Consider the following 24,886-nt stretch of genomic DNA (forward strand, 5'->3'; position numbering starts at 1 on the left):
GGAATTCCCATGCCCGAAGTCATCTTCACCGGTCCGGCCGGCAGGCTCGAAGGCCGCTTTCATCAGTCCGCCACGCGCGGCGCGCCGATCGCCATCATCCTGCATCCCCACCCGCAATTCGGCGGGACGATGAACAATCAGATCGTCTACCATCTCTATTACGCCTTCGCCGAGCGCGGATTTTCCGTGCTGCGTTTCAATTTTCGCGGCGTCGGCCGCTCGCAGGGGGCGTTCGACCACGGCTCGGGCGAATTGTCCGACGCCGCCGCCGCGCTCGACTGGGCGCAGGCCGTCAATCCGGAGGCGCGCGCCTGCTGGATCGCCGGCGTCTCTTTCGGCTCGTGGATCGGCATGCAGTTGCTCATGCGCCGTCCGGAGATCGAGGGATTTGTGTCGGTCGCGCCGCCGGCGAACCGCTTCGACTTTTCGTTCCTTGCGCCATGCCCGTCCTCGGGCCTGTTCATCCACGGCGATCAGGACCGCGTGGCGCCGCTCAAGGAAGTCACGGGGCTGATCGAAAAGCTCAAGACCCAGAAGGGAATCGTCATCGAGCACGCCGTGGTCGAGGGCGCCAACCACTTCTTCGAGAACAGGGTGGAGCCGCTGATCGCGCATGTCGACGCCTATCTCGACAGGCGTCTCGGCAATCCGCCGCGCATCGCCATCCCCGCGCGCGGGGACTGACGCACGCCACCGACTCCGCCTTCACCCGGCGGGCCCCCTCCCCTTCAGCTCGCGGCGAAGAGGGGAATGCTCTGGGCGAAGCGGAAGGCGTTGTCCGGGTCGTAGCGGCGCTTGACCTGCGACAGCCGGCCAAGGTTGGCGCCGTAATAGCGCTGCGCCCAGCCCGGCAGGCTGCGGTTGGGGAAATTCACATAGGAGGCCGGCAGAAGGTGCCTCTGCATGGCCTCGAATGTCGCTGCGAGCCAGTCGGCCTGACGGGCGATGACGTCGTCGCGGTCGGACGGGTCGTTCACCGGCATGATCTCGAAAATATAATTGGCGTTTCTGTGCGCATAGGCCGTCGCGTCCGCCGGCACGTCGCGCACCTTTCCGCCGATGGCGAAGAGCTTGGCGAGTCCGTCCTGCGCCACGGCGCCGCCGGGCCATTTCGTCACCAGCCGCAACAGCGTGTCCAGCGCATCGGGGCTCAGCGCAGTGGCGACATAGGCCGAGCGCGAATCGAACATATGCGGCAGGCCCGGCTCCGCGAGGAATTTGGCCGCCTGCCAGAACCCGCCCTCCTGGACCTGCTGCGACGCCGGCGGGGAAATCGAGAAGGCCGGCGCAAGGATGTCGAGAAGCTGCTTCCTGGAGCCGAAGAACTGTCCCAGACAGTCGACTTCCAGCTCGTCCGGCGACGGATTGGCGCCGGCCTGCGTCTGGGTCAGCGCCAGACGCATCGACATCTGCCGCACATTCTCGTTCTCGATCGCCTGCAAGGCGGAGACGAGCGCGACGAACCGGTTCGCTGGCCAGACGATCTGGAACGCCGTGACCGGACCTGAGACATCGGCGAGCCGATAGGCGAAGGAGGTGTTGACGCCGAAATTGCCGCCGCCGCCCCCGCGCAGGCCCCAGAACAGATCGGCGTTGTTGCGCGCGTCGGCCAGAACCTTGCGGCCATCCGCCAGCACCACCTCGGACGCGAGCAGGCTGTCGCAGGTCAGGCCCGCGCGCGTGGCCGTAAATCCCCAGCCGCCGCCCATGGTCAGCCCCGCGACGCCGACTGTGAGGCAGCGTCCGGCCGGCACCGCCAGCGGCGCGTCCGAGAGCGTCGCCGCCATGATCGCATTGTTGACCCCCGCCTGCGCGTAAACGACTCCATTGCGCGCGTCGAGACGCGTGGCCTTCATCGCCCGCACGTCGATGAGAAGCCCCTCGGTCACTGAAAAGCCGGCGTAGTTGTGCCCGCCCGACTTCACCGCGAAGGGCGCGCGGTTGTCACGCGCCCATGCGACGCAGAGCTGTACGTCAGAGTCATTGGCGCAAATTGCGACCGCTCGGGGGAAGGTTTCCGCATAGCGGGTATTATTGGGCAACGCCGCCTGAACGTAGCCCGTCTCGCCGGGCCGGATGAGCCGGCCCTTCAGACTGCGCGCGAGCGCGCCGAGACCATCGGAGCTGGCAAGGGCGGGTCCGGCGAAACCGCGCCGCGGCGCATCCGCCATGGCGCCGGCGACGAGCGCGGCGCCGCCGCGCAGAATGTGGCGACGAGACGTATCCATTCTTCTAAAGCCTCACCAGCATGAAACTTTTTGCAAGCGAACACGGGCCTCGCCGTTTGGCAAGTGGGCAGGCTTTCCCGGCGCGCGAGGGTTTGCGGAGGCGGCCGATAAAACGCGCACCCCCCGCGCCGATGTCAGCGCGAGGGGCGTTTCCTGAGAACCACGATGTCCGGCGAGCCCGAAATGGCCCGCCCGGCTTACATGCCTTTCACGAGCGCCGACGACAGGCTGCGCACGCTTGCGTCACGCGCGCCGAGAGGCGAGACGTTGAACCGCTCTTCAATCAGGCGCAGGATCGACGTCGTGTCGTGATCCAGATGATCGACGCCCGACTTGATGAAACGGCGGGAAATCAGCATCGCCGGAATGCGGGTGCCGGGACCCCACTGATCATGCACGCCGCCGCGACCCTGCCCCGGAGGCGGGACGTGATCCCAGGCGCCGCCGAACTCATCGTAAGTGATCACGATGAGCGTATCGAAGGCGTTGGGGCCGTTGACCACCGCCTTGATCAGCTCGACCAGATGCGAGTCGCCCGCCGCGACGTTGGTGTAACCGGGGTGCTCATTGTCGCCGCCGATCGGCTTAATGAAGCTGACCGGCTTCAGCGCGCCGGTCTGCGCCGCCTTGAGGAATTCGACTTCATCGAGCAGATGCGCGTCGCGGGCGGCGCCGGAGGCGTAGCGGGAGAAGTAGTTGAAGGGCTGATGGTGGAACTGGAACAGCTTGTTCGGGCAGTTGGGGTAGACCGCGCCCGCAATGGTGTTGGGATCGGCGCAGGCGCCCGCATCGCCATTCGTCCAGCCCGGCGCGCCGACCTTGCCGGCCGCGTTCGACCAGCCGCCGGAATACCACGCCCAGTCGACGCGACGCTCGGTCAGGCGATCGCCGATCGTCGGGCCATCGAGAAGCGGAAGACGCTTCTGCGTCGCGGTTCCGGGAGCATAAGGCTGGGTGGCCGGCTGGATCGTGTTGACGACATAATCGCCGCAAACCGCGCCCGGCTGCTTCGGTGCGCGGGAGGGCGCGGGAGAGCAGGATTGCGTGAGCGCCAGGTCCTTCGCCAGTGATCCCAGCGGATTGGCGTAGAGCGGCGTGCTCGCCGGCATGAGATTGGAGTCGAGCCCGGAGTGCAGATCGAACGACGACCCATCGTTCAGCGCGCTGGCGAAGACCGGAGTCGTCGCGGCGACGAGCCATTGATGGTTGAGGAACGATCCGCCGAAGGCCGCCTGGAAGAAACCATCGGCGATGACATATTTCGGAGCGCCGACGCCGTGCAGATACTGGAAGAGCGGCAGGTTCTGCGCCTTGTAATAGCCCTGCGTCAGGCCAGCCGCGTCGCTGCCGAGCGTATAACGATCCTGCCGCCCCTGATGAAGCTGGAATTGCTCATTGTAGAAGCGATGGACCAGATCCTCCGTGTTCTGGGCGTTGGAGAGGACGCTGTCGATGCTGAACGGCGCGTTCGGAAAATGGCTCGCGCCATACGGCGACGGTTCGATGCATGTTCCGCTCAGCGGCGGCGACGTGAAGTGCGGATCGTTCTGGAGCAGACAGTTGTAAAGGGAGCCATCGAGCCGCGCCTGCTTGGTATGCGCGGCGTCGGCGTCGCGCAGGCCCTTGACGTCGTCCGATCCGACGTCGCCCCATGTGCCCCACAGATTGTCAAAGCTGTGATTCTCTTCGTAGATCACGACGACGTGGTTGAACTGGGCCAGATCCACCCGTTCGATCAGCGCCATTTCAGCGGACGCCGTCAGGGGCGACAGCGTCAGGGACGCCGAAACAACGGCGGCAAGCGTTCGACTTTTCATCTCGTTCAGCCTTTAAATATTGGAAATGAAAAGTCGTGTAGTCACGCATCATTTCTTGCGCGTGACCTTTCGGCGACAAACATGTTGCAGTCTCCGGAGCGGGCTTCAGAGGGGGGAGGAAGCAAGGGAGGGGCGCGGCCGCGCTTGTGCTTTTGTCGCCGGCGGCTTTTCGCCTATATGCGGGCGTGGAAATCTAGCAAGCAGGAGCAAGCGGGGTACGAATGACGGAAATTGTCAGAGACAGCAATGGAGCCGAACTGAAGGACGGAGACTCGGTGACGCTCATCAAGGACCTGAAGGTCAAGGGCTCGTCGATCGTGCTCAAACGCGGCACGCTCATCAAGAATATTCGCCTCACCGGCGATCCCGCCGAGATCGAGTGCCGGGCTGAAAAGGTCAAGGACCTCGTGCTGCGGACGGAGTTCGTCAAGAAGGCGTGAGTTTCGGCGAAGCGACGAGGGCCATCCGGCCTGCGTTGCTTCGCCTGTGTTCTCGCGGAGACTTCGGAAAAATCAGGCCAGCAGCGAGTCGAAATCGAACAGACGTTCCGGATCGGACGCGGGAGCCGGCCAGCGGTCCGCTTCCGCCACGAAGGCCTCGATGGCGGCCTCGACAATATCGGGAAGCGCCTCGTCGCGACCCGAGATCACGCTCGTCAGCGCCTCTTCCAGACCGATGATGAAGACGCCGAGGAGTTCGTCCTGCCGCTCGGGCGCGACCTCGCGCCGTTCCCTCACATAGTCCCGCGCAGCGCCGCGCCCCACGCGCAAGGCCAGATCGTAGGCGTCGTTCAAGCTGTGCTCACAGGTAATCATTCTCTGGGACTCGCGGCGACTCGGACAGGTTGCCCCCGGTCACAACCCGCGATGCGCATGTGTGAGACCGAAACAACTTCGTTTACTATTTGAGAAACCGGTTAAGGATTGGTTGCATTCCTATCGAGTCCGATGATCAATCCCGGTGTGGCCGCCTCCTTCCGGGAGGGAGCGGCCGTGATCTCGCGCGTTTCAGGTGGACGATCTTTCGATGAGGACAATGACGAAGACCTTTTCACTTGCCTGCGCTGCGGCGCTCGCGCTCTTGGCCGCGACCGCCGGCGCGACGGCGGCCGCCTGCGGGAACGCCGCCGAGGGGTTTCCGGCCTGGCTCGCCGATTTCCGCGCCGAGGCGGCTGCGCAGGGCGTCTCGCCGCGCACGCTGGCGGCGGCGCTGGACGACGTCGCCTATGACCGCGCCATCATCGCCCGCGACCGGAGCCAGAAGGTTTTCCGTCTGAGCTTCGAAAAATTCGCGGCGCGTCTCGTCACGCCCTCGCGCCTCGGTCGCGGCCGGGAGCTGCTGCGCCGCCACGCGACGCTGCTGCGCGAGATCGAGACCCGCTACGGCGTGCCCGGTCCGGTGCTCGTGTCGATCTGGGGGCTCGAGACCGGCTTCGGCGCGGACAATGGCCATTTCAGAACCACACAGGCGCTCGCGACGCTGGCCTATGATTGCCGCCGCTCCGCCAAATTCACGCAGGAACTGAAAGACGCGCTGACGATCGTCGAGCGGGGCGACATGGCGGCGGCGCAGATGCGCGGAGACTGGGCCGGCGAAATCGGCCAGACGCAATTCATGCCGTCATCCTATTTGACCTATGCCGTCGATTTCGACGGCGACGGCAGGCGCGATCTCATTCGCTCCCCCGCCGACGCGCTGGCCTCGACCGCGAATTATCTCAAGGGCAAGGGCTGGCGGCCGGGCGCGGGCTGGGCGGAGGGCGACGCCAATTACCCCGTGTTCCTCGAATGGAATCAGGCGAGCGTCTACGCGAAAACCCTCGCCTATTTTGCGACGCGGCTCTCGGAAGGCCAGTAGAGGCGCAGCACAGGAAAGCGAGGCCAACATGCGACAGGTCTGGATCACGAAAGCCGGGCGGCCCGAGGTTCTCCAGGTCAAGGACGCGCCCGATCCCGCGCCGGTCGCGGGCGAAGTACGCATCCGTGTCGAGGCGAGCGGCGTGAACTTCGCGGATATTCTCGCCCGCCTGGGCATTTATCCCGATCTGCCGGGACTGCCCGCCGTTGTCGGCTACGAGGTCGCCGGCCGGGTCGACGCCGTCGGACCCGGCGTCGATGCGCAATGGATTGGCCGCGACGTCTTCGCCGCGACGCATTTCGGCGGTTACTCCGATGTAATCTGCGCGCCGCAGGATCAGGTTTTCATCCGGCCCGCCGACATGTCCGCCGAGGAAGGCGCGGCGCTTCCGGTGAATTATCTGACGGCCTGGCAACTCGTCGTCGTCATGGGCGCCCTCAAGCCGGGAGAAACCATGCTGGTGCATTCGGCCGGCGGCGGCGTCGGCATTGCGGCGACGCAGATCGCCAAGCATCTGGGCGCGCGCGTCATCGGCGTCGCCTCGCAATGGAAGCATGCCGAGCTCGAAAGGCTTGGCGCCGACTGGTTCATCGACGCGCGAGCGGAGCCTCTCGAAGCGCGTGTGAAAGACATTACCAAAGGGCGCGGCGTCGAGCTCGTCCTCGACCCCAACGCGGGCTCCTCCTTCAAGAGAAGTTTCCGCATGCTGGCGCCGACGGGCCGGCTGGGCATGTTCGGGGTCTCCTCCTTCGTCAACGCGAAGGAGCGCGATCTGCTCAATGTGCTGCGCGCGCTGATCGCCACGCCGCTCTTCCAGTTCATGCCGATGACGCTGATCAACGCCAACAAGGGCGTCTTCGGCGTCAATCTCGGCCGCATGTGGGGCGAGACGGATCGCCTGCGGCGCTGGTCGACGGACCTGCTGGCGCTCTGGAACGCGGGCGCCATCCGCCCCCGCATCGACAAGGCGTTCGCCTTGGAGGAGGCCGCGCTCGCGCATCATTATCTGCAGGACCGGAAGAATCTCGGCAAGGTCCTGCTGAAACCGTGAACCGTCGCGCGGCTTTCGTCACCACCGGTAGGCCAGCCCGCCCCTGGCCGTCCAGGTGGTGAACTGGTCGTTGAATCTGGCGCCGCCGCCGAGATAGGCGCCGAGACCTGACCCCGCCGCGAGCATCGCCAGATTGCCCTTCGCCTCGCCATAGACCCGGCCCAGCGTATAATCCCCAAAGCTCTGTTCGATGCCGGCGGCGACGATGTTGGCGACGCGTCCGCCATTGCTGTTGAACTGATCCCACACGCGCCCGGTCACGGACGCCTCCAGCAGATGGCCCGCCACAACATTCGGCAACGCCATGCCGATCCGTCCGCCGAAGCCGCCGCGAAAATCCTCGCCGTCGCCGAAGCGGGCGCCCGCGCCGAGCGCCGCCAGCTCGCTGAGCTGGCCGATGCGCGATTTGGAATAGGTGACCGTCGCGGAGGGCTCGATGAAGACCGGCCCCAAGTCGTGGCGATAGCCGGCGCTCCAGAGACCGCCGAGCGTCTCGGCGGTGGTCCACAGGCTGCTGTAGGGTCCAAGCGGCACGCCGAACTGAAGAGTCAGAAGATCGGCCTTGAACAGGCCCTCGGCGAACAGGCCCCGCCTCGAATAGCTCACCGAGGCGCCGGCCGTGCCGCCCTGATAACGGAAGAACTGCCCGCTGCGGAAGTTCACGTCCGACTCCACATAGCCGCCCATCACGCCGGCGTTGACCTCGCCGCCCAGAAGGCCGATGGCCCAATTGCCGCCGCCCACGAGGCCGAAACTGTTCTGGCGATAGCCGAGATCAAGCGAGAGCACGCGCGGCCCCACCGCCGTCGTCGCCGCGCTCGCGCGCGTCGTCCAGGCGCCGAGCGGCCTGAGCCAGACGCCAAACCGGCCGGCGGACGCAAGCGTCGGCGCCGGCGCCGGCGCGGCGCGCGGAGCCGCCAGGCTCATGAAGCCCGATTCGATCGGGCGCGCGTCGCGCAGTTCCGTCTGGCGCTCCTCCCACATCAGCGCCGTGTCCTGCCACAGCGCCTGTGTCGTCGTCACCGACACCGGGAGAATGAAGGCCTTTGTCGAGGGACCGCTGTAAAGCGAGTAACAGACCGCCGCGCCGTTGCAGCCGGCGCCCCCGCCCTGCTCCAGGGTGTAATAATAGAAGCCCGCGTCGATCACCGGCGCGCCATGGATGAGCGTGTAGCCCGGCGAGGCCGGGCTCAGCGCGAAGCCGCCGCCCGTATTGGCGCCGTTGAGCCGCGCGACCGTAATGCCGGCCGTGTTCAGCGCGCCGACGCCAGCAACCGCGTTGCGCACCGACACGAGCGTCACGCCGCCCGTCGCCGGGCCGTTGATCGTGAGCCGGTCCGCCATGGAGCCGGCGGGTCCAAGCTGCGCGTCCACCGCGAGCGCGCTGCCAGCCATTGCGTTGAATGAGCCGTTGATCGTCGCCGTATTGGCGACGCTATGCGCGCCGTCGTTCTGAAGATCAATCAGCCCGGCGTTGGCGAAGGCAAGCGTCCCGCCCGTGGCCGTAAAGACCGCCTGCCCCGGCGCCGCGCCATTTGTCACCTGTATCACGCCGCCGTTCCAGACGCTGTTCGCCCCCGCGCCCATGTCGACGACCGGGTCGCCGACGGAAACGATCCGCCCCGCATTCGTCAGGCGATCCGCGCCGCCGTAGAAATTGCTGGTCCCCGACATCCGCCAGACGCCGCCGTCCAGATTCTGGAAGACATCGTCCCGGTCTGTCAGCGCCACGCGGCCGTTGATCAGGCCGCTGTTCGAAATCGATACGACTCCCGACAAGCCCGCCGCCATCGCCAGCGCCGTCGGCGCGTTGTCATTGGACCGGATCACGCCGCTGTTGACGATGCTTGTCGGGGAGCCGGAGGCGATGACGACCACGGCCGTCGACGGCGTCAGGCCCGCGCCCTGAAGCAGCCCAGAATTGACCAACTGCGTCCGGCCCGCCCCCGTGGCGTTCGTAAGTCTGACCGCCTCGCCCATCAGCGAGGTGATCGAGCCGCTGTTACGGACGTCCAGGACGCCGATTCCCCAAACGAGCCCTTGGACTCCCAGAAGATTGCCGACGACGCTTCCGGAATTGTTGATGTACGATCCATTGTTGGAGGTCGCATATATGCCTCCGAGGTCGCCCCTGATGCTTCCGGCGTTTTCAACGATGGCGGCGCCGCTTCCCTCGGTCCGCGCGGAGACGCCTCCCTCCAGGGCCGGCTGCGACGCGCCGATGGCGCCCAGATTGATCACATGCGCGTCGGTGATCAGCCGACCGAAGACCGTGTTCGACACGTAATTCGAAGTCGCGGCGCCTGCTTTCCAGGCTTCGACGCCGATAGACCCCTTGCTCTCGATCACGCCCCCGGCGCGGTTGATGACAAGCGCCGCGCCGCCCGCGCCGCCGCTCGTCATCGCCCAGACGCCGTCATTATTGTCGCCCGCAATCAAACCGGCGTTGTCGACAATCGCATTGCCGCCGCCAAGCCCTAATGCGACGGCGCCAAAGTCCCCGTAGATGCGGCCCCTGTTGATCACGAGGGCGTCCGCCCCGCTGTCGGTCGAGGCGGAGACGCCCTCGTTTACGGAGCCAGAGGACGTGAAGATCCCATTGGCGTCGAGAACGCCGCCGCCCACCACCAGGCCGCCGCGATCCACCTGGACCAGCGTGTCGAGGACGGCACTCTGTCCCATGAGGTTGCCGTAAGTCACGCCCGAGGCCGAGAGCCCATGGGTCGCCTGGATCGCGCCGCCATTTGGGGCAAGGATTGTCCCGGCGTTATAGACGGCGCTGAGCCCGCCCTTCCCTGTCGTTGGGTTTGCGCCGAAGGCGTCGACCGAAACGCCAACGCTCTGCTCCGACAGGATCGTCCCGCCCGCCAGATTGCTCACGGACGCCGACCCGCCGGAGTCGCCTCTCGCGACGACGCCATCCCCCGCCTTGACAAACCCCGTCGCGCGGATCAGGCCACTGTTGAGAACGCCAACGTCTCCGCCGATCGTCCCTCCAGACGACACGAACACGCCTTCGAAGGCTGTGATGGAGCCGCGGTTGTTGACGAGAATCGAAGCAGCCGCGACGCCCGCCGCGGCGGAGTCGGAGTCGACATGGACGCCATGGCCCTGCGCCAGGATCGAGCCGTCGTTGATCACCGACACAACGCCCGCGACGGGGCCGCCCGAAACATCCGAAAAGGCGTAAACGCCCTCCGCCGCCGCGTCGATGGAGCCGGCGCGCTGGTTGACGATCGCGATCTGGCCGCCCTCCGTCGCGGCGGCCATCACGCCGTTGCCGAGCGCGGAAATCGCGCCGGCGTTCTGAATGGAAATATAGCCGCCGATTGTGTCGGTCTGCGACGCGGCATAGCCGACAGTCATCGCGGAGACGCCATGCCCGCCCACCGGCGTGATCGTGTTCGTCGCGCTGTCGAAACCAATCGCGCCCGTGTTTGTGATGATGACCGGACCATCGAAGTTGTTGTAGGCGAAGACGCCCGAGCCACCCGCGACCACGGAGCCGTTGGAATTGACATAGGCGCCGCCGATTCCGCCCGCAAACGCGGCGTAGACTTCGAAGCCGTTGTTTACAGCGTATATCTGACTGCCGCGCGCAGTCGTCACGGTAACGTTGCTGTCGCCTGAGGTCCCGGCGAAAATGCCGGCGCCGTTGAACGCGCCCAAATTGGTGATCGTCGCGGGCCCTGCCTCCGTGTAAGTCACGGCGACTGGCGGGTTGGCTCCCACGGCATCGCCACGCAGGGTGACGCCGTCATTGGTGATCGTCGCGCCGCTCTGCACGGTGACGCCGATGGCTCCCGGCGAGGTGTTGTCGACAAAAAGGCCGGGGGTTGCGCCAGAGCAGGCGATATCGTTCGGCGCGCCGACCGAACTGCAGACCGCCCATGCCCGGCCAGAGGTCATGACGAAGGTGGAGACGGCCGTCGTGGCCAGCAGACCCGCGCGCAACGTCCGCCGGTTGCAATGTAACCAATCCGCCATGCCTGCTCCCCTGTCCGTCAGCCGTGTCCGGCGACGAATTGTTTAGCTATAGACTGGCAAAGGGGAATAGGGTCCGGGCGGCCAGCAGCCGCGCCGCAGTACTCGAGGAATACAGATTTGCGTATGCCGGAGAGGCGTTGCCCCATTTTCAGACAGACGCGCGGGCGCGCCGGAACGGGCTACATTTCCGCAAGCCGTTGCGCGCGGGCCACAGGAGTCCGCGGTCGTCCTTCAATGATCAGTTGCAATAATAAGACGGTCTCACCCTTTGGTAGCGAACCGAGTCGCCGCCGGGACTCACGTTGATTTCGCTTGCGACGCATTTCCGTCCCACCCTCACGAAGGGCGTGGTGTAACCCCACGGATATTCGGCCGTGCTCGACGGATAGCCGAGCGCGGGATCGTAATCCCAGGGAGCCGAGAAAGCCCAGTCGCGGATGGCCGGAGCGCGGGACCAGTCTTCGCGCCGCCACCCCTCCTCGACCCAGGGACCAAGATGCGGCGCGTTCTTGGGATAGATGTAGCGAGGGTGGCGGAGCGCCGCCGCCTCGCCTGTCAGAAGCACGGCGGCTGACGCGGATAAAAGGCAGACCAGCACAAATTTGCGCGCAGACATGGAACGATCCCCCGCGGCCATCACGGCTCTGTCCGCAATAAACGTGGTCCCGCGCGCAAAGTCACCATCAACGTAAAGATTTGGCTAATGGCCAGCCCCCTGCGCGCGGCGGTGATGGTGCGGCGCGAGCTGGGCCGGCAGGGCCGGCGCATGCAGCCCGCCTTGGGCGATCCACTCTTCGGTCGAGCGCGCCGCCCGCCCGATCAGCGCCGCGGCCCGGCTGAAGTCATAGGGCGACACATCCAGCGGACAGAGCGCCGGAACCAGGCGCAGCTCGACCTCGCCCGAGAGCCGTTCGATATCGCGAATGAGCTGCCAGGCGATCAGCAGCGTGACGGCATGCAGGGCGCGGGCGACGGCGCCGGAGGGCGGGGCCTGGAGGTCGCAGGCGTAGCCGGTCGGCAGGATGACGATCTTGCCCGCCCCGAGGCTGGCCGCCGCCCGGACAGGCGTGTTGGCGGCGACGGCGCCGTCCATCAGCGGGGCGCCATCGAACTCGACGGCCGGAAACACGCCCGGCACGGCCGCGCTCGCCATGATGGCCTCGACAGCCGGTCCGCGCGACAGGATCGCCCCGACGCCCTGCATGTCTGTCGCCACGAGATGGACCGGAAGCGGCGCGTCCTCCAGCCGGCGATACGGCAGCGCCGCTTCGACAATGCGGCGCAGTGGACCCGGATCGACGACATAATCGCGCCGTCCCAGCACGGCGAGCGCAGTGGCCAGCGACAGCGGGAACACGTCGCGCCGTCGCAGCGACTTCCAGATGTCGCCCAGCCGCTCCACGCCCGTGGAATCCGGATAGGCCGCGAAATAGCAGGCGTTGAGCGCCCCCACCGACGAGCCGACAATGAAATCCGGCCGCTCGCCGGCGGCGAGCAGCGCCCGCAGCATGCCGACCTGAATACAGCCGAGGCTCCCGCCCCCGGCCAGGACAAACGCCGTCTTCACCGCCTGCATGCGCGCGACGCCCCTGTTCGCCAGTTCTCACAAACTAGAGCGCGCTCGCCCTCAATCCACGTCCGGAAGCGAGACGAAAATGAGCGACAGCCCCAAGAGCCCGATGAAACGGAAAGCCGCGTCCTCCAGATTGTAAGGGGGACCCGAGCGCCACATCAGGAACCATTCCCCCCCAACGCCCATGAAGCCCAGCGCGTAAAGGAGAAAGCCGGTCGCCAGACCCGTCACGGCGACCGCCTTGGCGGCGTTGAAGGCGCCCGCGCCAGTGGCCCGCGCCCGCCACAATTGAACGCCGCCGTAAAGCGACAGCGTGGCCGTGATCGATTCCGTTGCGATGATGACGAGGTAAAACAGGTGGTGCAGCCATGGGCTGGTGATCGCGCGCCATTTCAGCGGGGTCTCGGGGACCGTATCCATGGACAGCACATGCTGAACGACGTCAAAATTGGCGCCATAGTCGAAGATGTTGCCTAGCGCGACCAGCAGCATGATGACGCCGAGCGAGAAAACCACCGCAATCTTCACAATTCTGGCCGTCACGACGCTTTCCTCTACAGTGTCAGCTCATGCCAACGCCCGGAAAAATCAAGCTCTAGCGGGGATCGGCGCGTTCGAACGCCAGGCTCTCCCCATCAAGGCCAGGCTCGGCGCGTGTTCGGCCTCCGGACAAGATGTCGGCGATCCAGCGCGTGGAAGGGAACGCATTCAGGAGGGTCATCGCGGCGATGGCGAGCGGCACGCCGAGAAAGGCGCCCAGCGCGCCCCAGAGATACGTCCACAAGACAATCGTGAACAGCACGACGGGCGGCGAGATGGCCAGCGCCTCGCCGGAAAAGACCGGCTCGAGATAACTGCCGATGACGACCTGAATGAGCGAGACTCCGCCCAGAACGATCAGGGAGGACTGCGGCGAGCCCGTCTGCACGAATGCAAAGACCGCCAGAAAGCCGGTGACGATCAGCGACCCGAGATATGGGAGATAATTGAGCGCAAAGGCCAGCACGCCACAGGCGGCCGCCATCTCCAGCCCCATGAGGCGGGCGAAGCCCCAGACCGCCAGACCGGTCAGGGCGCTCGCGATCGTCCGCACCAGCATGTAGGTGCGAAACTTCCTGTTGATGCTGGCGCCCGCCGTGAGCAGGCGCTGGCTCACATCCCGATTTTGCAGCGCCCCGATACGCCCCGCGACAGCTTCCGCTTCGACGAGGCCGAGGATCACATAGAGCAGCACGATCAGCGCGAAGGCGAGAATGGTGTTGGCCTGTATCACGACGCGTTGCAGCAGCCTGACCATTTGCGCCGAATTGAAATGATCGCTCAACAGCGTCAGCACGAAGATGTCGTGCTTTTCGAGCCAGGATGTGGAGGCGAGAAGCGTCTCCTGGATGCGTTCCAGATGCTGATTGACCCAGTCCACGACTTGCCCGCCGCCCCAGACAATCACCCCGAGCAGCGCCAGAACGACGGCGATTGTCGCAACCACTGTCACGACGAGCGCCAGCGCCTTGCCCGTGCTCGCTTGCAGGGCCTTCTGCGTGGGCCAGGCGATCATGATGATGAAAACCGCGAACACGACCGGCTCCAGGACGGCCTGCGCCAGCTTGCACACGGCCAGGACGAGCAGCGCCGCGATGATGACCAGTGTTGTCTCCACTGTGCGTCCGGCGCTCATGGCGGCTCTTTCAACATGTCGCTTCCGCCTCGAGTCGCGTCGGGCGCGGTCAGCCAGTTCAATACGAACGGGCCAACGAGTCAAATGCAAGAATGCGAGCGCCGCATTGATCTTGCAGCCTGATCGGATAGCCTGTTGCAAGGGGCGCCGATGCGACGATGCGACGATGCGCCCGAGAGACGGAGGAGGTCGGATGTCGCTTGTCCGCAAGACCGCGAAATGGCTCCTCGTGCTCACGGCCGTCGCGGTGACGATCTTCCTCGGCTTCCGCATGTATGACTCGCTGCGCGGCCCGCCGCTCGACGTCTGGCACATTTATGCGCCGCAGGAATTGAGCGCCGAGCAGATGGACGCCGCGAACTGGGCCGACTATCTGGCGGCGGAAGAGCGGGTCTTCGACGCGGTGCGCGAAAACGTCACCAGGAAGCTCGCGTCCGACGAAAAAGTCCCCTTCAATCGCTATTTCGAGGGGAGTCCGGTTTATCCAGGGGGATTTCCACGAGACTGGAACCGCTCCTATGTTCTTGAGCCGGAGAAAGGCCCGCCGTCCGGCGCGGTCGTGCTGCTGCATGGGCTGACGGACTCTCCCTATAGTTTGAGGCACATCGCCGCGCGCTACCGCGACCGCGGATTTGTCGTCGTCGCCATCCGCCTTCCGGCCCATGGCACAACGCCGGCCGCCCTGACGAAAATCCATTGGCCCGACTGGATCGCCGCCGCGCGGCTCGCCGTGCGCGAGGCGCGCAGACGCGCGCCCGCGAATGCGCCGCTCCATCTTGTCGGCTTCTCGAACGGCGGGACGATCGCACTGAAATACGCCCTCGACGCCATTGAAAACAAAAGCCTTGCCCGGGCGGATCAGCTCGTCCTGATCTCTCCGATGGTCGGCGTCACAAGTCTTGCCCGCTTCGCGGGGCTCGCCGGTCTGCCCGCGATCCTGCCGGCCTTCGCCAAGGCCGCCTGGCTCAGCGTGATGCCGGAGTTCAATCCTTTCAAATACAACTCCTTTCCGGTGAATGGCGCGCGCCAGTCCGACCTCCTGACCCGTTCACTCCAGACCCTTGTCGCTTCATATGCGCGCAATGGCAGGCTCGCTGAGCTTCCACCCGTGCTGACGTTCCAGTCTGTCATGGATTTCACGGTAAGCACCCCCGCCGTGCTCTCGGGGCTCTATGATCATCTGCCCGCGAACGGCAGCGAACTCGTGTTGTTCGATCTCAACCGCAACGCCAAATTCGGGCCGTTGTTCAGAGAGTCGGCGGAGACGAAGCTGTCGCGCATTCTGCCGGCCGCCATCAGGGCCTACCGCCTCGCCATCGTCACCAACGCCGGCGAAGGGACGGATGAAACAATCGAGCGGGTCGTCGAGGCGGGGGCGACCTCCGAAACGTCGAGGAGACTCGGCATCGACTATCCAAAGGGCGTGTTTTCGCTCTCGCATGTCGCGCTTCCCTTCCCGCTCAGCGATGCGCTCTACGGCCTGAACCCAGACAAATCGGAGGATTTTGGCGTCAGCCTCGGCGCGCTCGATCTGCGCGGCGAAAGGGGAACGCTCGTCGTGAGCCTCGATGCGCTCTCGCGCATGTCGTCGAACCCGTTCTTTTCCTATCTGGCCGAGAAGATCGAGGCCCGCATGCCGCCCAAAGTCGCGCCAATCGAGCCAGAGCGCGCGCCGCTCGCCAGTGACGAAATGTTGAAGAAGCCCCGCCCCGCTATCCGACGAAAAAGATGAAGACCTTTGCCTCCCGAACGCATGCGGGCGCGGCAAGTGGCGCGTTATGAGGTGTTACACTAGCGATCGCGTCATCTTCCTTTCGACGCGAAACGCCAGGTGAGCATCCTCCACAAACTTGACGGACGCTCTGTTTAAGCGCAGCATTTAGTTGCAGTTTGAGTTGGTTTCGGGAGACAAGAACATGAATAATGAGACAGAGGGAGAAACGACTTTGTCCCGCCGCGCGTTTGTGGCGGCGCTGTTCGGGGCTGCGGTCATCATCCCGGCGGCGGTTGCGACATCGGACGCCGAGGCGCAGGAACGGCAATTCACGAGCTTCCGGCATCAGCCGCGCGTGCAGCGCCCGCGCAGTCCCCTGAGAGGCTCCCGGCGCCATCGCCGCGTCGCGCGCGTTCGTCACACGGGAAGCCCCCAACCGCGGCAAGACGTCCCGGAAAAACAATAGGAAAGGAAGAGAGAGCCCCGAGGCGCTTCTGCGCGTTTCGTCGGCTGAGCGTTTCCTTCAGTATCGGCAGGCCCCCGTCTCTCTCCCGAATGTGGAGGGGACGGGAGCCTGCACAATCAGAAATTTCATGTGTCGGCAAATTTCCTGCGTCTCTTCGTGCCGCTTCATGGAAGCAGCACGGTGTCACCTGATCCGACAGCCGTTGGCAGGTGTAAAGCCTATTATAAAATCTCTCTCTCGGCTTCCTGCTTTTTCTTCAGCCGCGGCTTTCCAATTCTGATCAGCAGATAGGCTGCAAGAACGACCAGCCAGCCAATGATCAGCGCGAGTTTCGCGAGGGGATTCCAGTTCGTCAGAAACCAGATGCTGATCAGCAATGTCAGCGACAATGCGGTAATGACGATCCTTTGCATGCTGCCCTCCCGTGAACGTCTCGCAGGGTGTCACCAATCGTGAGCCGAGACAACAATTGAAGCGGTTCACGCAAACGTGACCATCCGGCGCGCGAGACGTCATGCGGCGCCGCCCTCCGCAACCTCGCCTGCCATTCCGCTTCGGCCCGTTCCGACATCGCTAAGAGCGATCCGGTGTCGGGGACGCGGGCGTTGCTGGCGCGAGGCGGTCCCTTTGCCGTGCAACTCCTCGTCTGGTTGCGGCTCCGCCCTGCCCTGACTCGAATTGGTGTTTGTCTGACTCGGCCGCCGCCTCATATGAGGCTCATAAGGCAGATCGGCGCCGCCGCTGCGCCATCGGACGACGACCTCCATCCTTGCCGCCAGCCGCGCGGTCCGCGCTGTGGAGAATTGTCCCATAATGGCGCCATTGACGTCGCGAGGATCGACAAGCTTGGCCTGAACGTGGAAAATGGACGACGGACCGCCTGAAGGAGCCGGAATGATCGATCTTCACTACTGGCCCACTCCCAACGGCCATAAAATCACGATCTTCCTCGAGGAGACGGGCCTCGCCTACCGAATCATTCCCGTGGACATCACGCGGGGCGATCAGTTCAAGCCGGAGTTTCTGGCGATCTCTCCCAACAACCGCATGCCGGCCATCGTCGACCATGCGCCGCCAGACGGCGGGGCCGAGGTCGCGCTCTTCGAGTCGGGCGCGATCCTGCTCTATCTCGCCGAGAAGACCGGCCGCCTGCTGGCGCAGGACCTGCGCGGCCGCATGCGGGCGCTGCAATGGCTCTTTTGGCAGGTCGGGGGGCTCGGCCCCATGGCCGGGCAAAATCACCATTTCGCCAAATACGCCCCGGCCCGCATCCCCTACGCCATCGAGCGCTACCGCAACGAGACCGCCCGGCTCTATGGGGTGCTCGACCGCGAACTCTCGAAGGGTCCCTATCTCGCCGGGGACTATTCCATCGCCGACATCGCCTGCTACCCCTGGATCGTCCCTCACGAGGATCAGGGGCAGGACCTCGACGATTTTCCGCGCCTCAAGCGCTGGTTCGAATCGATCAAATCCCGCCCGGCGGTCGCCCGGGCCTACGCCGCCGGCGCGCCCTGGGAGCGCCGCCGACCGGATTTCACCGCACTGGAGCGCGAAATCCTTTTCGGACAGACCGCGCGCCCGGACGAAAAGTAGGCTATGGCTGCGCCCAGCAACCAACAGGGAGCCCGGCCTTTTACATGTCCAACGATCGTCAGCTGTTCGCCGCTCAGGAAACCGCCAAGGCTCTGATCGAAGTCCAGGCGGTGCTCGTCAATACGCAGAAGCCCTTCATCACCACGGCGGGCTGGGCGTCGCCGGTCTATATCGACATGCGCAAGATCATCAGCTACCCGCGCCTGCGGCGCCGGCTGGTGGACTTCGCCGCCCGCGCCATCGAGCGCGACATCGGCTATGAGTCGCTCGATGTAGTCGCCGGCGGCGAGACGGCGGGCATTCCCTTCGCCGCCTGGATCGCGGACAGTCTGATGCTTCCGATGCAATATGTCCGCAAGAAGCCGAAAGGCTTCGGCCGCAACGCGCGCATCGAGGGCGATCTGCATGACAACGGCCGCGCCCTGCTGGTCGAGGATCTCGCCACCGACGGCGGCTCGAAGAAGGATTTCGTGCAGGCGCTGCGCAACTCCGGCCAGCGCTGCGACCATGTCTTCGTGTTCTTCTTCTATGACATCTTCGCCGGCGCGCGCGAGGATCTCGCGCAACTCGGGATCAACCTGCATTATCTCGCCACCTGGCGCGACGTGCTGGCGGTGGCCCGCGCGCATCGCTACTTCCCCGAAGACGCGCTCAACGAGATCGAATCCTTCATCGCCGATCCCATCGCCTGGTCGGCGGCCCATGGCGGCGCGGACAAGCCCAAAGCCTGAGCGGCGACCTTTGCTCGCAAGAGTCCCGCCTCTCCTGTCTGGCGAGGCGGGGCTTCGGGAACGTTCCGGCGCCCGCGCATGTCGGCGCCTTCAGTAGCAGCTGATGAACTCCCGATAGACCCAGCCGACGCCTTCCCCGCCGGGCGTCGAAACATAGGCCCAGGGCCGGCCTGCGCTGTCCTCGCTGTAGCGCTGGACCATGACGATGCGCCCGTTTTCAATCGTCCCCACGATGTTCTTGCTCTTGTCGCGCACATTCAGCGGCGTGCCGGTGGGGTCCGTCACCTTGCAGCGATCAGCCGCATGGGCAGGCGCGGAGACGACAACGGCCGCGCCAAGGGCGGCGAGGCCGAGTCCGAAACACAGCAGCATTTTCTGTTTCATCGAAACCTCCGTCATGCAATCGGTTATAATCCCGCCTCTGCTTCAGCGGATTTGCGCCGGCGCACATTGGGAGCACGCAATGAACAGACCCGCACGCCTCGCCTGCCTTCTTCTGTTCGCCGTCACCTCGGCGCGCGCGGAGCCGCCGCCGGGCTTCGCCCGCCTTGCCGAGATCGCCCCGGACATCCGGCAGGACATCCGCTATGCGGGAGCCAACAATTTCACCGGCCATCCGGCGCCGGGCTATGGCGCGCCGCAATGCTGGCTGCGCGCCGACGCCGCGACAGCGCTGGCCGCCGCCGAGGCGGACGCGAAATCGCATGGATTTTCTCTTATCGTCTATGATTGCTATCGGCCCAAGCGCGCGGTGTCATCCTTTGTGGAATGGTCCCGCAACGCCGATCAATCGACGAAGCCGCAATATTATCCACGGGTCGAGAAAAGCCAGCTATTCCCGCAGGGCTATATCGCCGAGCAATCGACGCATTCCACCGGCCTTGCCGTCGATCTCGGCGTTATCGGATGGAATTTCGGCACGCCCTTTGATTTCTTCGACGAACGCTCGTGGACGCAGTCGAAAACGACGGAGGACGCGCACCGTCACCGGGAGACGCTCGTCGCGCTGATGCGCCGCCACGGCTTCGAAAACTTTTCGCGCGAGTGGTGGCACTATACATTCAAGGGCGCGGATCGCGCCGAGCGCCTCGACCAGCCGATCGATTGATAAATAAAGCGACGCCCGTTTGAGGAACACCCGTAGAATGAGACAGATTCTTCCCTTGATCGCCTTGTGTCTCGCCACGCCCCCCGCGCTCGGGCCGGAGTGTGGAAGTCTCGCGACCCAATTGGACATGACGCTCTGCGAGGGAAAGAAATTCGACGCGGCGGACGCACGGCTCAACGCCATCTACACAAGGCTGGCCGCGAAAGTGACGGCGGCGGGCAAGGCGAAACTCGTCGACGCGCAGCGCGCCTGGATCAAATATCGCGATCTGCAATGCGCCTTCGACACATTCGGAACGAATGGCGGCTCGATCAACGGCATGATGATCGCGCAATGCAAGACGCAAATGACCCTCGACCAGACGAAGCGCCTCGACCATCAATTGAACTGTGAGGAAGGCGACGTTTCCTGCGGTGGACAATAAGCGGCCCCTTGCGGCAGCCGAAAAACTCAACGACGGCGGGGACGCGCGTCCGGGCGCGGCGGCGGGATATGGGCGCGCACCCATTCGGTGAGCGCCTCCTCGTCGATTTCACGGGCCGCGAACTGCGCCATGACAATGAAGAACTCCTCGTCCGAGGCGGCCAGTTCATACCCATTGTCGGTCAGAATCAGTTCCAGCGCCACGAGCGCCACGCGCTTCTTGCCCTCGACAAACGGGTGGCTGCGGATGAACCCCGCGGCCGAGGCCGCCGCAAGGCGGGCCGCGTCGCAGCGCGGCGTCGCCCGCGCGACCTCCAGCGGCCGCCGCAGCGCCGCCTCCAGCGCGTCCTCGCTGATGATCCCCACGGTTCCGCCATGCGCCGCGAGAACGTGCTCATGGATGGCCAGCGCAATCTGACGGTCGAGAAAACGCCAGCCGCCGCTCACCGCGACAGCTCGCGCAGCGCATTGTGCCGCTTGCTGACGATCCGTCGCGCGGCCGCGACGCGGCGCTCGAATTCCGGATCGCTCCGGGTGAGGCGATAGCCCTCGGGCGAACGCGTCAGAAACAGACGGTCCCCTTTCTCGACCGCAAGCTCGGCGACGATCTCGCGCGGCAGAACCACGCCGAGCGAATTGCCGATGCGAATGACCTTCAGCACGCCATAGGCGTCAACGGAGTCGGACCCGCTCATATTGGAACACCCGTATGAACGTTATCAATTCATACACACGTTATAACGCCGGGTCTTCAAGCGCAACATGGCGCGCAGGCTCCGGCGCCGCTAAACTGCGCGCGCATGCGCCCTGACATTCTCGCCCCGCTCTTCGGCAGGGCCGCCGCTCTCCCCGGCGTCGGCCCCAAGACCGCGCCGCTCTTCGATCGTCTGCTCGCTCGCGCGGGCGCGCAGGCGCGTGTGGTCGACGTGCTGTTCCATCTGCCGACGAATGTCATCGACCGCAGCCAGCGTCCGACGATCGCCGAGGCGCCGCTGGAGACTCAGGTCGTCATCAAGGCGCGGGTCGTGGAGCATCGCCGGCCGCAGGGGCGCTATGGCAAGCAGCCCTGGCGCGTACTCGTCGAGGATGAGACCGGCGACGTGGAGCTCGTCTTCTTCCTCGCCAACGCCGACTGGATCGAGCGCAGCCTGCCCCTCGGCGCGACGCGGTGGATTTCGGGTCGGCTGGAGCTCTATGACGGCCGTCGCCAGATGGTGCATCCCGACCGCGTGCTGGACGAGGCCGGGCTCGCGAAGCTCCCCGCTTTCGAAGCCGTTTACGGCCTCACCGAAGGGCTTCAGCCGCGCTTCGTCTTACGCGCCACGGAAGAGGCGCTTGCGCGCGTTCCCGCCCTGCCCGAATGGCAGGAGCCGAGCGTCCTGGCCGCCAACAAGCTGCCCGCCTTCGCGGACGCGCTGCGCGCCGCGCATCGGCCGGACAGCGCGAAGGCGCTCTCGCCGCAACATCCCGCGCGCCAGCGGCTCGCCCTTGACGAACTGCTCGCGACGCAATTGGCGTTGCGCCTGACGCGCGCGAAAATGCACCGCCTGCCCGGCCGCGAGAACAAGGGCGACGGCCGTATCTCCAGCGCCATCGAAGCCGCGCTGCCGTTTCACCTCACCGGCGCGCAGCAGCGGGCGCTGGCGGATATCCGCGTCGATCTCGGCTCGGAGATGCGCATGCTGCGGCTCGTGCAGGGCGATGTCGGATCCGGCAAGACCGTCGTCGCCGCGCTCGCCATGGCCAGCGTCGTGGAATGCGGGCGGCAGGCCGCGCTGATGGCGCCGACCGAAATTCTCGCCCGCCAGCATTACGAGCGCCTTGCGCCGCTCCTCGAACCCGCGGGCGTCCGCGTCGCTCTGCTCACCGGCCGCTTGAAAGCCAGCGAGCGCGCGGCGGCGCACGCCGCCATCGCCTCCGGCGCGGTCGACGTCGTCGTCGGCACGCACGCGCTGGTGCAGGGCGATCTCGCCTTCCACGACCTCGGCCTCGCCGTTGTAGACGAACAGCATCGATTCGGCGTGCAGCAGCGCCTTGCGCTCGGCGGCAAGGGCGACGCGGTGGACGTTCTCGTGATGACGGCGACTCCCATTCCCCGCACGCTGGCCCTCACGGCCTTCGGCGACATGGACGTCTCGGCGCTGGATGAAAAGCCGCCGGGACGCACGCCAATCTCGACCCGCGCCCTGCCCGCCTCGCGAATCGGCGAGGTCGTCGCCGGCCTGCAGCGCGCCCTCGCCTCCGGCGCGCGCGCCTATTGGATTTGCCCCCTCGTCGAGGAGAACGAGGATCTCGATCTGGCCGCGGCGGAAGCCCGCGCCGCCGATCTGCGCCATTACTTCGGCGACGCAGTCGGTCTTCTGCACGGCCGCATGAAGGGGCCGGAGAAGGACGCCGCCATGGACGCCTTCCAGCGTGGCGACACCCGCCTCCTCGTCGCGACCACCGTCGTTGAAGTCGGCGTCGACGTGCCCGAGGCGACGATCATGGTCATCGAACACGCCGAGCGCTTCGGCCTCGCGCAACTCCACCAGTTGCGCGGGCGCGTCGGGCGCGGGTCGGCGAAGTCGAGCTGCCTGCTGCTCTACAAGGGGCCGCTGAGCGAAAACGCCAAGGCGCGCCTGACGGTCATACGCGACACGGAAGACGGGTTCCGTATCGCGGAAGAGGATTTGCGGCTGCGCGGCGAAGGCGAATTGCTCGGCACGCGACAGGCGGGGCTGCCGGGCTTCCGCCTTGCGGACATCGCCGCCCATGCCCGCCTCCTCGCCACCGCCCGCGACGACGCGGAGCTGATCCTGCGTCGCGACCCCGACCTCGCAAGTGAACGCGGTCAGGCCCTGCGCGTGCTGCTCTATCTCTTCGAGCGGGACGAGGCGATCCGGCTTCTGCGCGCCGGGTAGCGCAACGGGGGTCGCTCAGCGCCGCCGCGCCAGCACGATGCGATTGCTGTTGACGCCCTTGCTGTTGTTGGCTACGCCCCAGCAGTTGCTCGTTTTCGTGAAGCGCTGCTGATTGACCATGACGCCGAGGCGCTCGAAGGGGAGCCCCTCCATCGCCTGCCACACGAGCCGTTCCAGCAACACGCCGCCGCCCCGCACTTCCCCGACCTCATAGGCGACGTGGCCGCCGGGCCGCACGACGCGCGCGAGCTCCTCGAAGACCGCGCGGGTCATTTCCGCCCAGGCGTCGACGCTGCGCAATTGCGCGATCGACAGACTGTCGCCGTCGATTCCGGCAAACCAGTTGCGCAGCCAATTGTCGCCGCGATAATCCACGACGTCGAGGAACGGCGGCGAGGTCACGACGAGATCGACGCGTGCAGTTTCGATCTGCGTCAGGCGCGTCGCGTCGGCGACCGCGAGACGGGCGTGAGAAAGAGCCGGGCGCGGCCTGTCCGCCAGAAGCGCGCGGGTTTTCTTGAGGATCAGCGCGGCCACGTCGCGCGGCGGCGGCGTCTGATTGCGCCGCGCATTGATCTTGAGTTGCGCCTTCACGCTCACGGCCTGGTTGGGCGGCATCGTATAGACCGAGAAGAAACCCGGCGAATGGCCCGTGAGCCGATTGAGCGCCACCATTCTGATCCAGTCGTCGACCGGATCGGCTTCCGCGTCGCGCGCGATCAACCATGCGCGCAAGGCGCAGATCTGGCGCAGCGTGTCGGGGTGATAGAAAGCAAGCAAATCCTCGCGCGCGATCTCTCCCGACGCAAGCGGCGCCTCGGCGAGCCGCGCGGCGATGGCGTCGAGCGCGGGCGGGTTCAGCCTCGGCCGGACCAGCATGAGCGACAGCGGATTGGCGTCCGAGCCGAGCACGCGGCGCCCCATCAGCGCCGCCTGCAAGGGCGTCGTGCCGCGTCCCATGAAGGGGTCGAAGACGGCGTCGCCCGGCTGCGTCAGCCGCTCGATGAAAAAGGCCGGCAATTGCGGCTTGAAGCAGGCGCGGTAGCTGATCTCGTGCAGCGAATGCGCCGAACGCTGCCCCGCCGTCCAATATTCATTGACGTAATACGTCAGACCGCCTTCTTCCGCCACGCGCGTCGGCGCGCCGAAGCCGTCGAAGCTGCGAAGCTGCGACAGAAAATCATCGGCCGCCGTTGGCGCGGGCTTACGCAACACGGTCGGCAAGACGGGGCAGCTTCCTGATCGTGACGCCGGCCTCGTGACGGGCGAGCGCCAGCTCATATTCGAGTTGCAGGCCGAGCCAGTCCTCGGCGTCGACGCCAAACCAGTGGCCGAGACGTAAGGCCGTGTCCGCCGTCACGCCCCTTTGACCGTTGATGATGGCGGTGACGCGGTTGACCGGCACGTCGATATCCCGCGCGAGATCGGACGCGGTGAGGCCGAGATCGGCGAGATGCTGGGCCAGAACCTGGCCGGGATGGGGCGCCATGACTCGCTCCAGTGTGGCGGGACGGAATTTGCGGGGCTGCGCGGCGCGGCGGTCGGAATGCGCCCGGGCGGGGACAGCGGCGGCGGGCCGCGGGGGCGGCGCATGGGCCGCGCGCGGCTGCCGCAGCGGCGGCGGAGTCAGCGGCGCCGCCGCCAACTTGGGCGGCTCCGGCGGCGGGGCGCGTGCGGGCTCGCCGGCGGCGGGCGCAGGAAAGGCTCCTCTCATCAACAGACGCGTCAGCGCCTCGTAATACCGGCCCATCCCAGGC

At 65.8% G+C, this 24,886-nt stretch carries 24 protein-coding genes; 10 read left to right on the forward strand and 14 right to left on the reverse strand.

Annotation, left to right across the window (positions count from 1 at the left end; all coding sequences use genetic code 11):
* Nucleotides 1–9: 9 nt before the first annotated feature.
* Nucleotides 10–684, forward strand: coding sequence for an alpha/beta hydrolase (locus ACR652_RS20330; RefSeq protein ID WP_434508291.1), 675 nt, complete (start codon nt 10–12; stop codon nt 682–684).
* A gap of 44 nt (nt 685–728) precedes the next feature.
* Here the strand turns inward: ACR652_RS20330 and ACR652_RS20335 are convergent, their stop codons facing one another.
* The gene (locus tag ACR652_RS20335; RefSeq protein ID WP_434508292.1) at nt 729–2,228 is read right to left on the reverse strand and encodes an FAD-binding oxidoreductase; all 1,500 of its coding nucleotides are present in this window, start codon (nt 2,226–2,228) and stop codon (nt 729–731) included.
* A 197-nt stretch (nt 2,229–2,425) separates the two neighbouring features.
* Nucleotides 2,426–4,045, reverse strand: coding sequence for an alkaline phosphatase family protein (locus ACR652_RS20340; protein WP_434508293.1), 1,620 nt, complete (start codon nt 4,043–4,045; stop codon nt 2,426–2,428).
* A 221-nt stretch (nt 4,046–4,266) separates the two neighbouring features.
* Between ACR652_RS20340 and ACR652_RS20345 the strand changes: the two genes are divergently transcribed.
* On the forward strand, nt 4,267–4,485 hold the full coding sequence (locus ACR652_RS20345) for an alkylphosphonate utilization protein (RefSeq protein ID WP_434508294.1): 219 nt from the start codon (nt 4,267–4,269) through the stop codon (nt 4,483–4,485).
* A 72-nt stretch (nt 4,486–4,557) separates the two neighbouring features.
* Here the strand turns inward: ACR652_RS20345 and ACR652_RS20350 are convergent, their stop codons facing one another.
* Nucleotides 4,558–4,839 carry a hypothetical protein gene (locus ACR652_RS20350; protein ID WP_434508295.1) on the reverse strand — a complete coding sequence of 94 codons (282 nt, stop codon included), beginning with the start codon at nt 4,837–4,839 and terminating at the stop codon, nt 4,558–4,560.
* A gap of 241 nt (nt 4,840–5,080) precedes the next feature.
* On the opposite strand from ACR652_RS20350, the gene ACR652_RS20355 reads away from it, so the two are divergent.
* Both ACR652_RS20355 and ACR652_RS20360 read left to right on the forward strand, forming a co-directional pair.
* Nucleotides 5,081–5,902 (forward strand): lytic murein transglycosylase, encoded by an 822-nt coding sequence (locus ACR652_RS20355; protein ID WP_434508296.1) that lies wholly within the window; start codon nt 5,081–5,083, stop codon nt 5,900–5,902.
* Nucleotides 5,903–5,930: 28 nt separating this feature from the next.
* Entirely contained in the window at nt 5,931–6,953 is a 1,023-nt protein-coding gene (locus ACR652_RS20360) for a zinc-binding dehydrogenase (RefSeq protein ID WP_434508297.1), read from the forward strand.
* Nucleotides 6,954–6,971: 18 nt separating this feature from the next.
* On the opposite strand, the gene ACR652_RS20365 is transcribed toward ACR652_RS20360, so the two are convergent.
* The 5 genes from ACR652_RS20365 to ACR652_RS20385 all read right to left on the reverse strand — a co-directional run bounded on the left by ACR652_RS20365 (nt 6,972) and on the right by ACR652_RS20385 (nt 14,188).
* A complete protein-coding gene (locus ACR652_RS20365; RefSeq protein WP_434508298.1) occupies nt 6,972–10,940 on the reverse strand; it encodes a hypothetical protein in 3,969 nt (1,322 codons plus the stop codon).
* 238 nt (nt 10,941–11,178) lie between these two features.
* Complete coding sequence (locus tag ACR652_RS20370; protein WP_434508299.1) at nt 11,179–11,556, reverse strand: hypothetical protein; 378 nt, start codon at nt 11,554–11,556, stop codon at nt 11,179–11,181.
* A gap of 84 nt (nt 11,557–11,640) precedes the next feature.
* Complete coding sequence (locus ACR652_RS20375) at nt 11,641–12,516, reverse strand: patatin-like phospholipase family protein (RefSeq protein WP_434508300.1); 876 nt, start codon at nt 12,514–12,516, stop codon at nt 11,641–11,643.
* A 51-nt stretch (nt 12,517–12,567) separates the two neighbouring features.
* Nucleotides 12,568–13,056, reverse strand: coding sequence for a DUF2165 family protein (locus ACR652_RS20380; protein WP_434508301.1), 489 nt, complete (start codon nt 13,054–13,056; stop codon nt 12,568–12,570).
* Between the two features lie 52 nt (nt 13,057–13,108).
* Entirely contained in the window at nt 13,109–14,188 is a 1,080-nt protein-coding gene (locus ACR652_RS20385; RefSeq protein ID WP_434508302.1) for an AI-2E family transporter, read from the reverse strand.
* 193 nt (nt 14,189–14,381) lie between these two features.
* Between ACR652_RS20385 and ACR652_RS20390 the strand changes: the two genes are divergently transcribed.
* Complete coding sequence (locus tag ACR652_RS20390) at nt 14,382–15,920, forward strand: alpha/beta hydrolase (protein ID WP_434508303.1); 1,539 nt, start codon at nt 14,382–14,384, stop codon at nt 15,918–15,920.
* 669 nt (nt 15,921–16,589) lie between these two features.
* On the opposite strand, the gene ACR652_RS20395 is transcribed toward ACR652_RS20390, so the two are convergent.
* Nucleotides 16,590–16,781 carry a hypothetical protein gene (locus tag ACR652_RS20395; protein ID WP_434508304.1) on the reverse strand — a complete coding sequence of 64 codons (192 nt, stop codon included), beginning with the start codon at nt 16,779–16,781 and terminating at the stop codon, nt 16,590–16,592.
* A gap of 481 nt (nt 16,782–17,262) precedes the next feature.
* Between ACR652_RS20395 and ACR652_RS20400 the strand changes: the two genes are divergently transcribed.
* Both ACR652_RS20400 and ACR652_RS20405 read left to right on the forward strand, forming a co-directional pair.
* Complete coding sequence (locus ACR652_RS20400; RefSeq protein ID WP_434508305.1) at nt 17,263–17,964, forward strand: glutathione S-transferase N-terminal domain-containing protein; 702 nt, start codon at nt 17,263–17,265, stop codon at nt 17,962–17,964.
* A 44-nt stretch (nt 17,965–18,008) separates the two neighbouring features.
* The gene (locus ACR652_RS20405) at nt 18,009–18,695 is read left to right on the forward strand and encodes an orotate phosphoribosyltransferase (protein ID WP_434508306.1); all 687 of its coding nucleotides are present in this window, start codon (nt 18,009–18,011) and stop codon (nt 18,693–18,695) included.
* A gap of 90 nt (nt 18,696–18,785) precedes the next feature.
* On the opposite strand, the gene ACR652_RS20410 is transcribed toward ACR652_RS20405, so the two are convergent.
* The gene (locus ACR652_RS20410) at nt 18,786–19,079 is read right to left on the reverse strand and encodes a peptide-binding protein (RefSeq protein WP_434508307.1); all 294 of its coding nucleotides are present in this window, start codon (nt 19,077–19,079) and stop codon (nt 18,786–18,788) included.
* 79 nt (nt 19,080–19,158) lie between these two features.
* On the opposite strand from ACR652_RS20410, the gene ACR652_RS20415 reads away from it, so the two are divergent.
* Together ACR652_RS20415 and ACR652_RS20420 are read left to right on the forward strand one after the other, a co-directional pair.
* Nucleotides 19,159–19,803, forward strand: a complete 645-nt coding sequence (locus ACR652_RS20415; protein WP_434508308.1) for a M15 family metallopeptidase — start codon at nt 19,159–19,161, stop codon at nt 19,801–19,803.
* 37 nt (nt 19,804–19,840) lie between these two features.
* A complete protein-coding gene (locus ACR652_RS20420; protein ID WP_434508309.1) occupies nt 19,841–20,227 on the forward strand; it encodes a lysozyme inhibitor LprI family protein in 387 nt (128 codons plus the stop codon).
* 26 nt (nt 20,228–20,253) lie between these two features.
* On the opposite strand, the gene ACR652_RS20425 is transcribed toward ACR652_RS20420, so the two are convergent.
* Nucleotides 20,254–20,673, reverse strand: a complete 420-nt coding sequence (locus ACR652_RS20425) for a type II toxin-antitoxin system death-on-curing family toxin (RefSeq protein ID WP_434508310.1) — start codon at nt 20,671–20,673, stop codon at nt 20,254–20,256.
* Nucleotides 20,670–20,921, reverse strand: coding sequence for an AbrB/MazE/SpoVT family DNA-binding domain-containing protein (locus tag ACR652_RS20430; RefSeq protein ID WP_434508311.1), 252 nt, complete (start codon nt 20,919–20,921; stop codon nt 20,670–20,672). Before ACR652_RS20430 ends, ACR652_RS20425 begins: the two co-directional genes overlap by 4 nt.
* Nucleotides 20,922–21,026: 105 nt before the next feature.
* Here ACR652_RS20430 and recG point away from each other — a divergent pair, with 105 nt between their 5' ends.
* Nucleotides 21,027–23,129: an ATP-dependent DNA helicase RecG gene (gene recG, locus ACR652_RS20435; RefSeq protein ID WP_434508312.1), complete on the forward strand. Its 2,103-nt coding sequence runs from the start codon at nt 21,027–21,029 to the stop codon at nt 23,127–23,129.
* Nucleotides 23,130–23,144: 15 nt separating this feature from the next.
* On the opposite strand, the gene ACR652_RS20440 is transcribed toward recG, so the two are convergent.
* Both ACR652_RS20440 and ACR652_RS20445 read right to left on the reverse strand, forming a co-directional pair.
* Entirely contained in the window at nt 23,145–24,344 is a 1,200-nt protein-coding gene (locus ACR652_RS20440) for a DNA methyltransferase (protein ID WP_434508383.1), read from the reverse strand.
* Nucleotides 24,334–24,879, reverse strand: a complete 546-nt coding sequence (locus ACR652_RS20445; protein ID WP_434508313.1) for a HigA family addiction module antitoxin — start codon at nt 24,877–24,879, stop codon at nt 24,334–24,336. Before ACR652_RS20445 ends, ACR652_RS20440 begins: the two co-directional genes overlap by 11 nt.
* Nucleotides 24,880–24,886: the final 7 nt, after the last annotated feature.

Source organism: Methylocystis sp. (genome assembly GCF_051061225.1).
In the GTDB taxonomy this organism is placed as follows: domain Bacteria; phylum Pseudomonadota; class Alphaproteobacteria; order Rhizobiales; family Beijerinckiaceae; genus Methylocystis.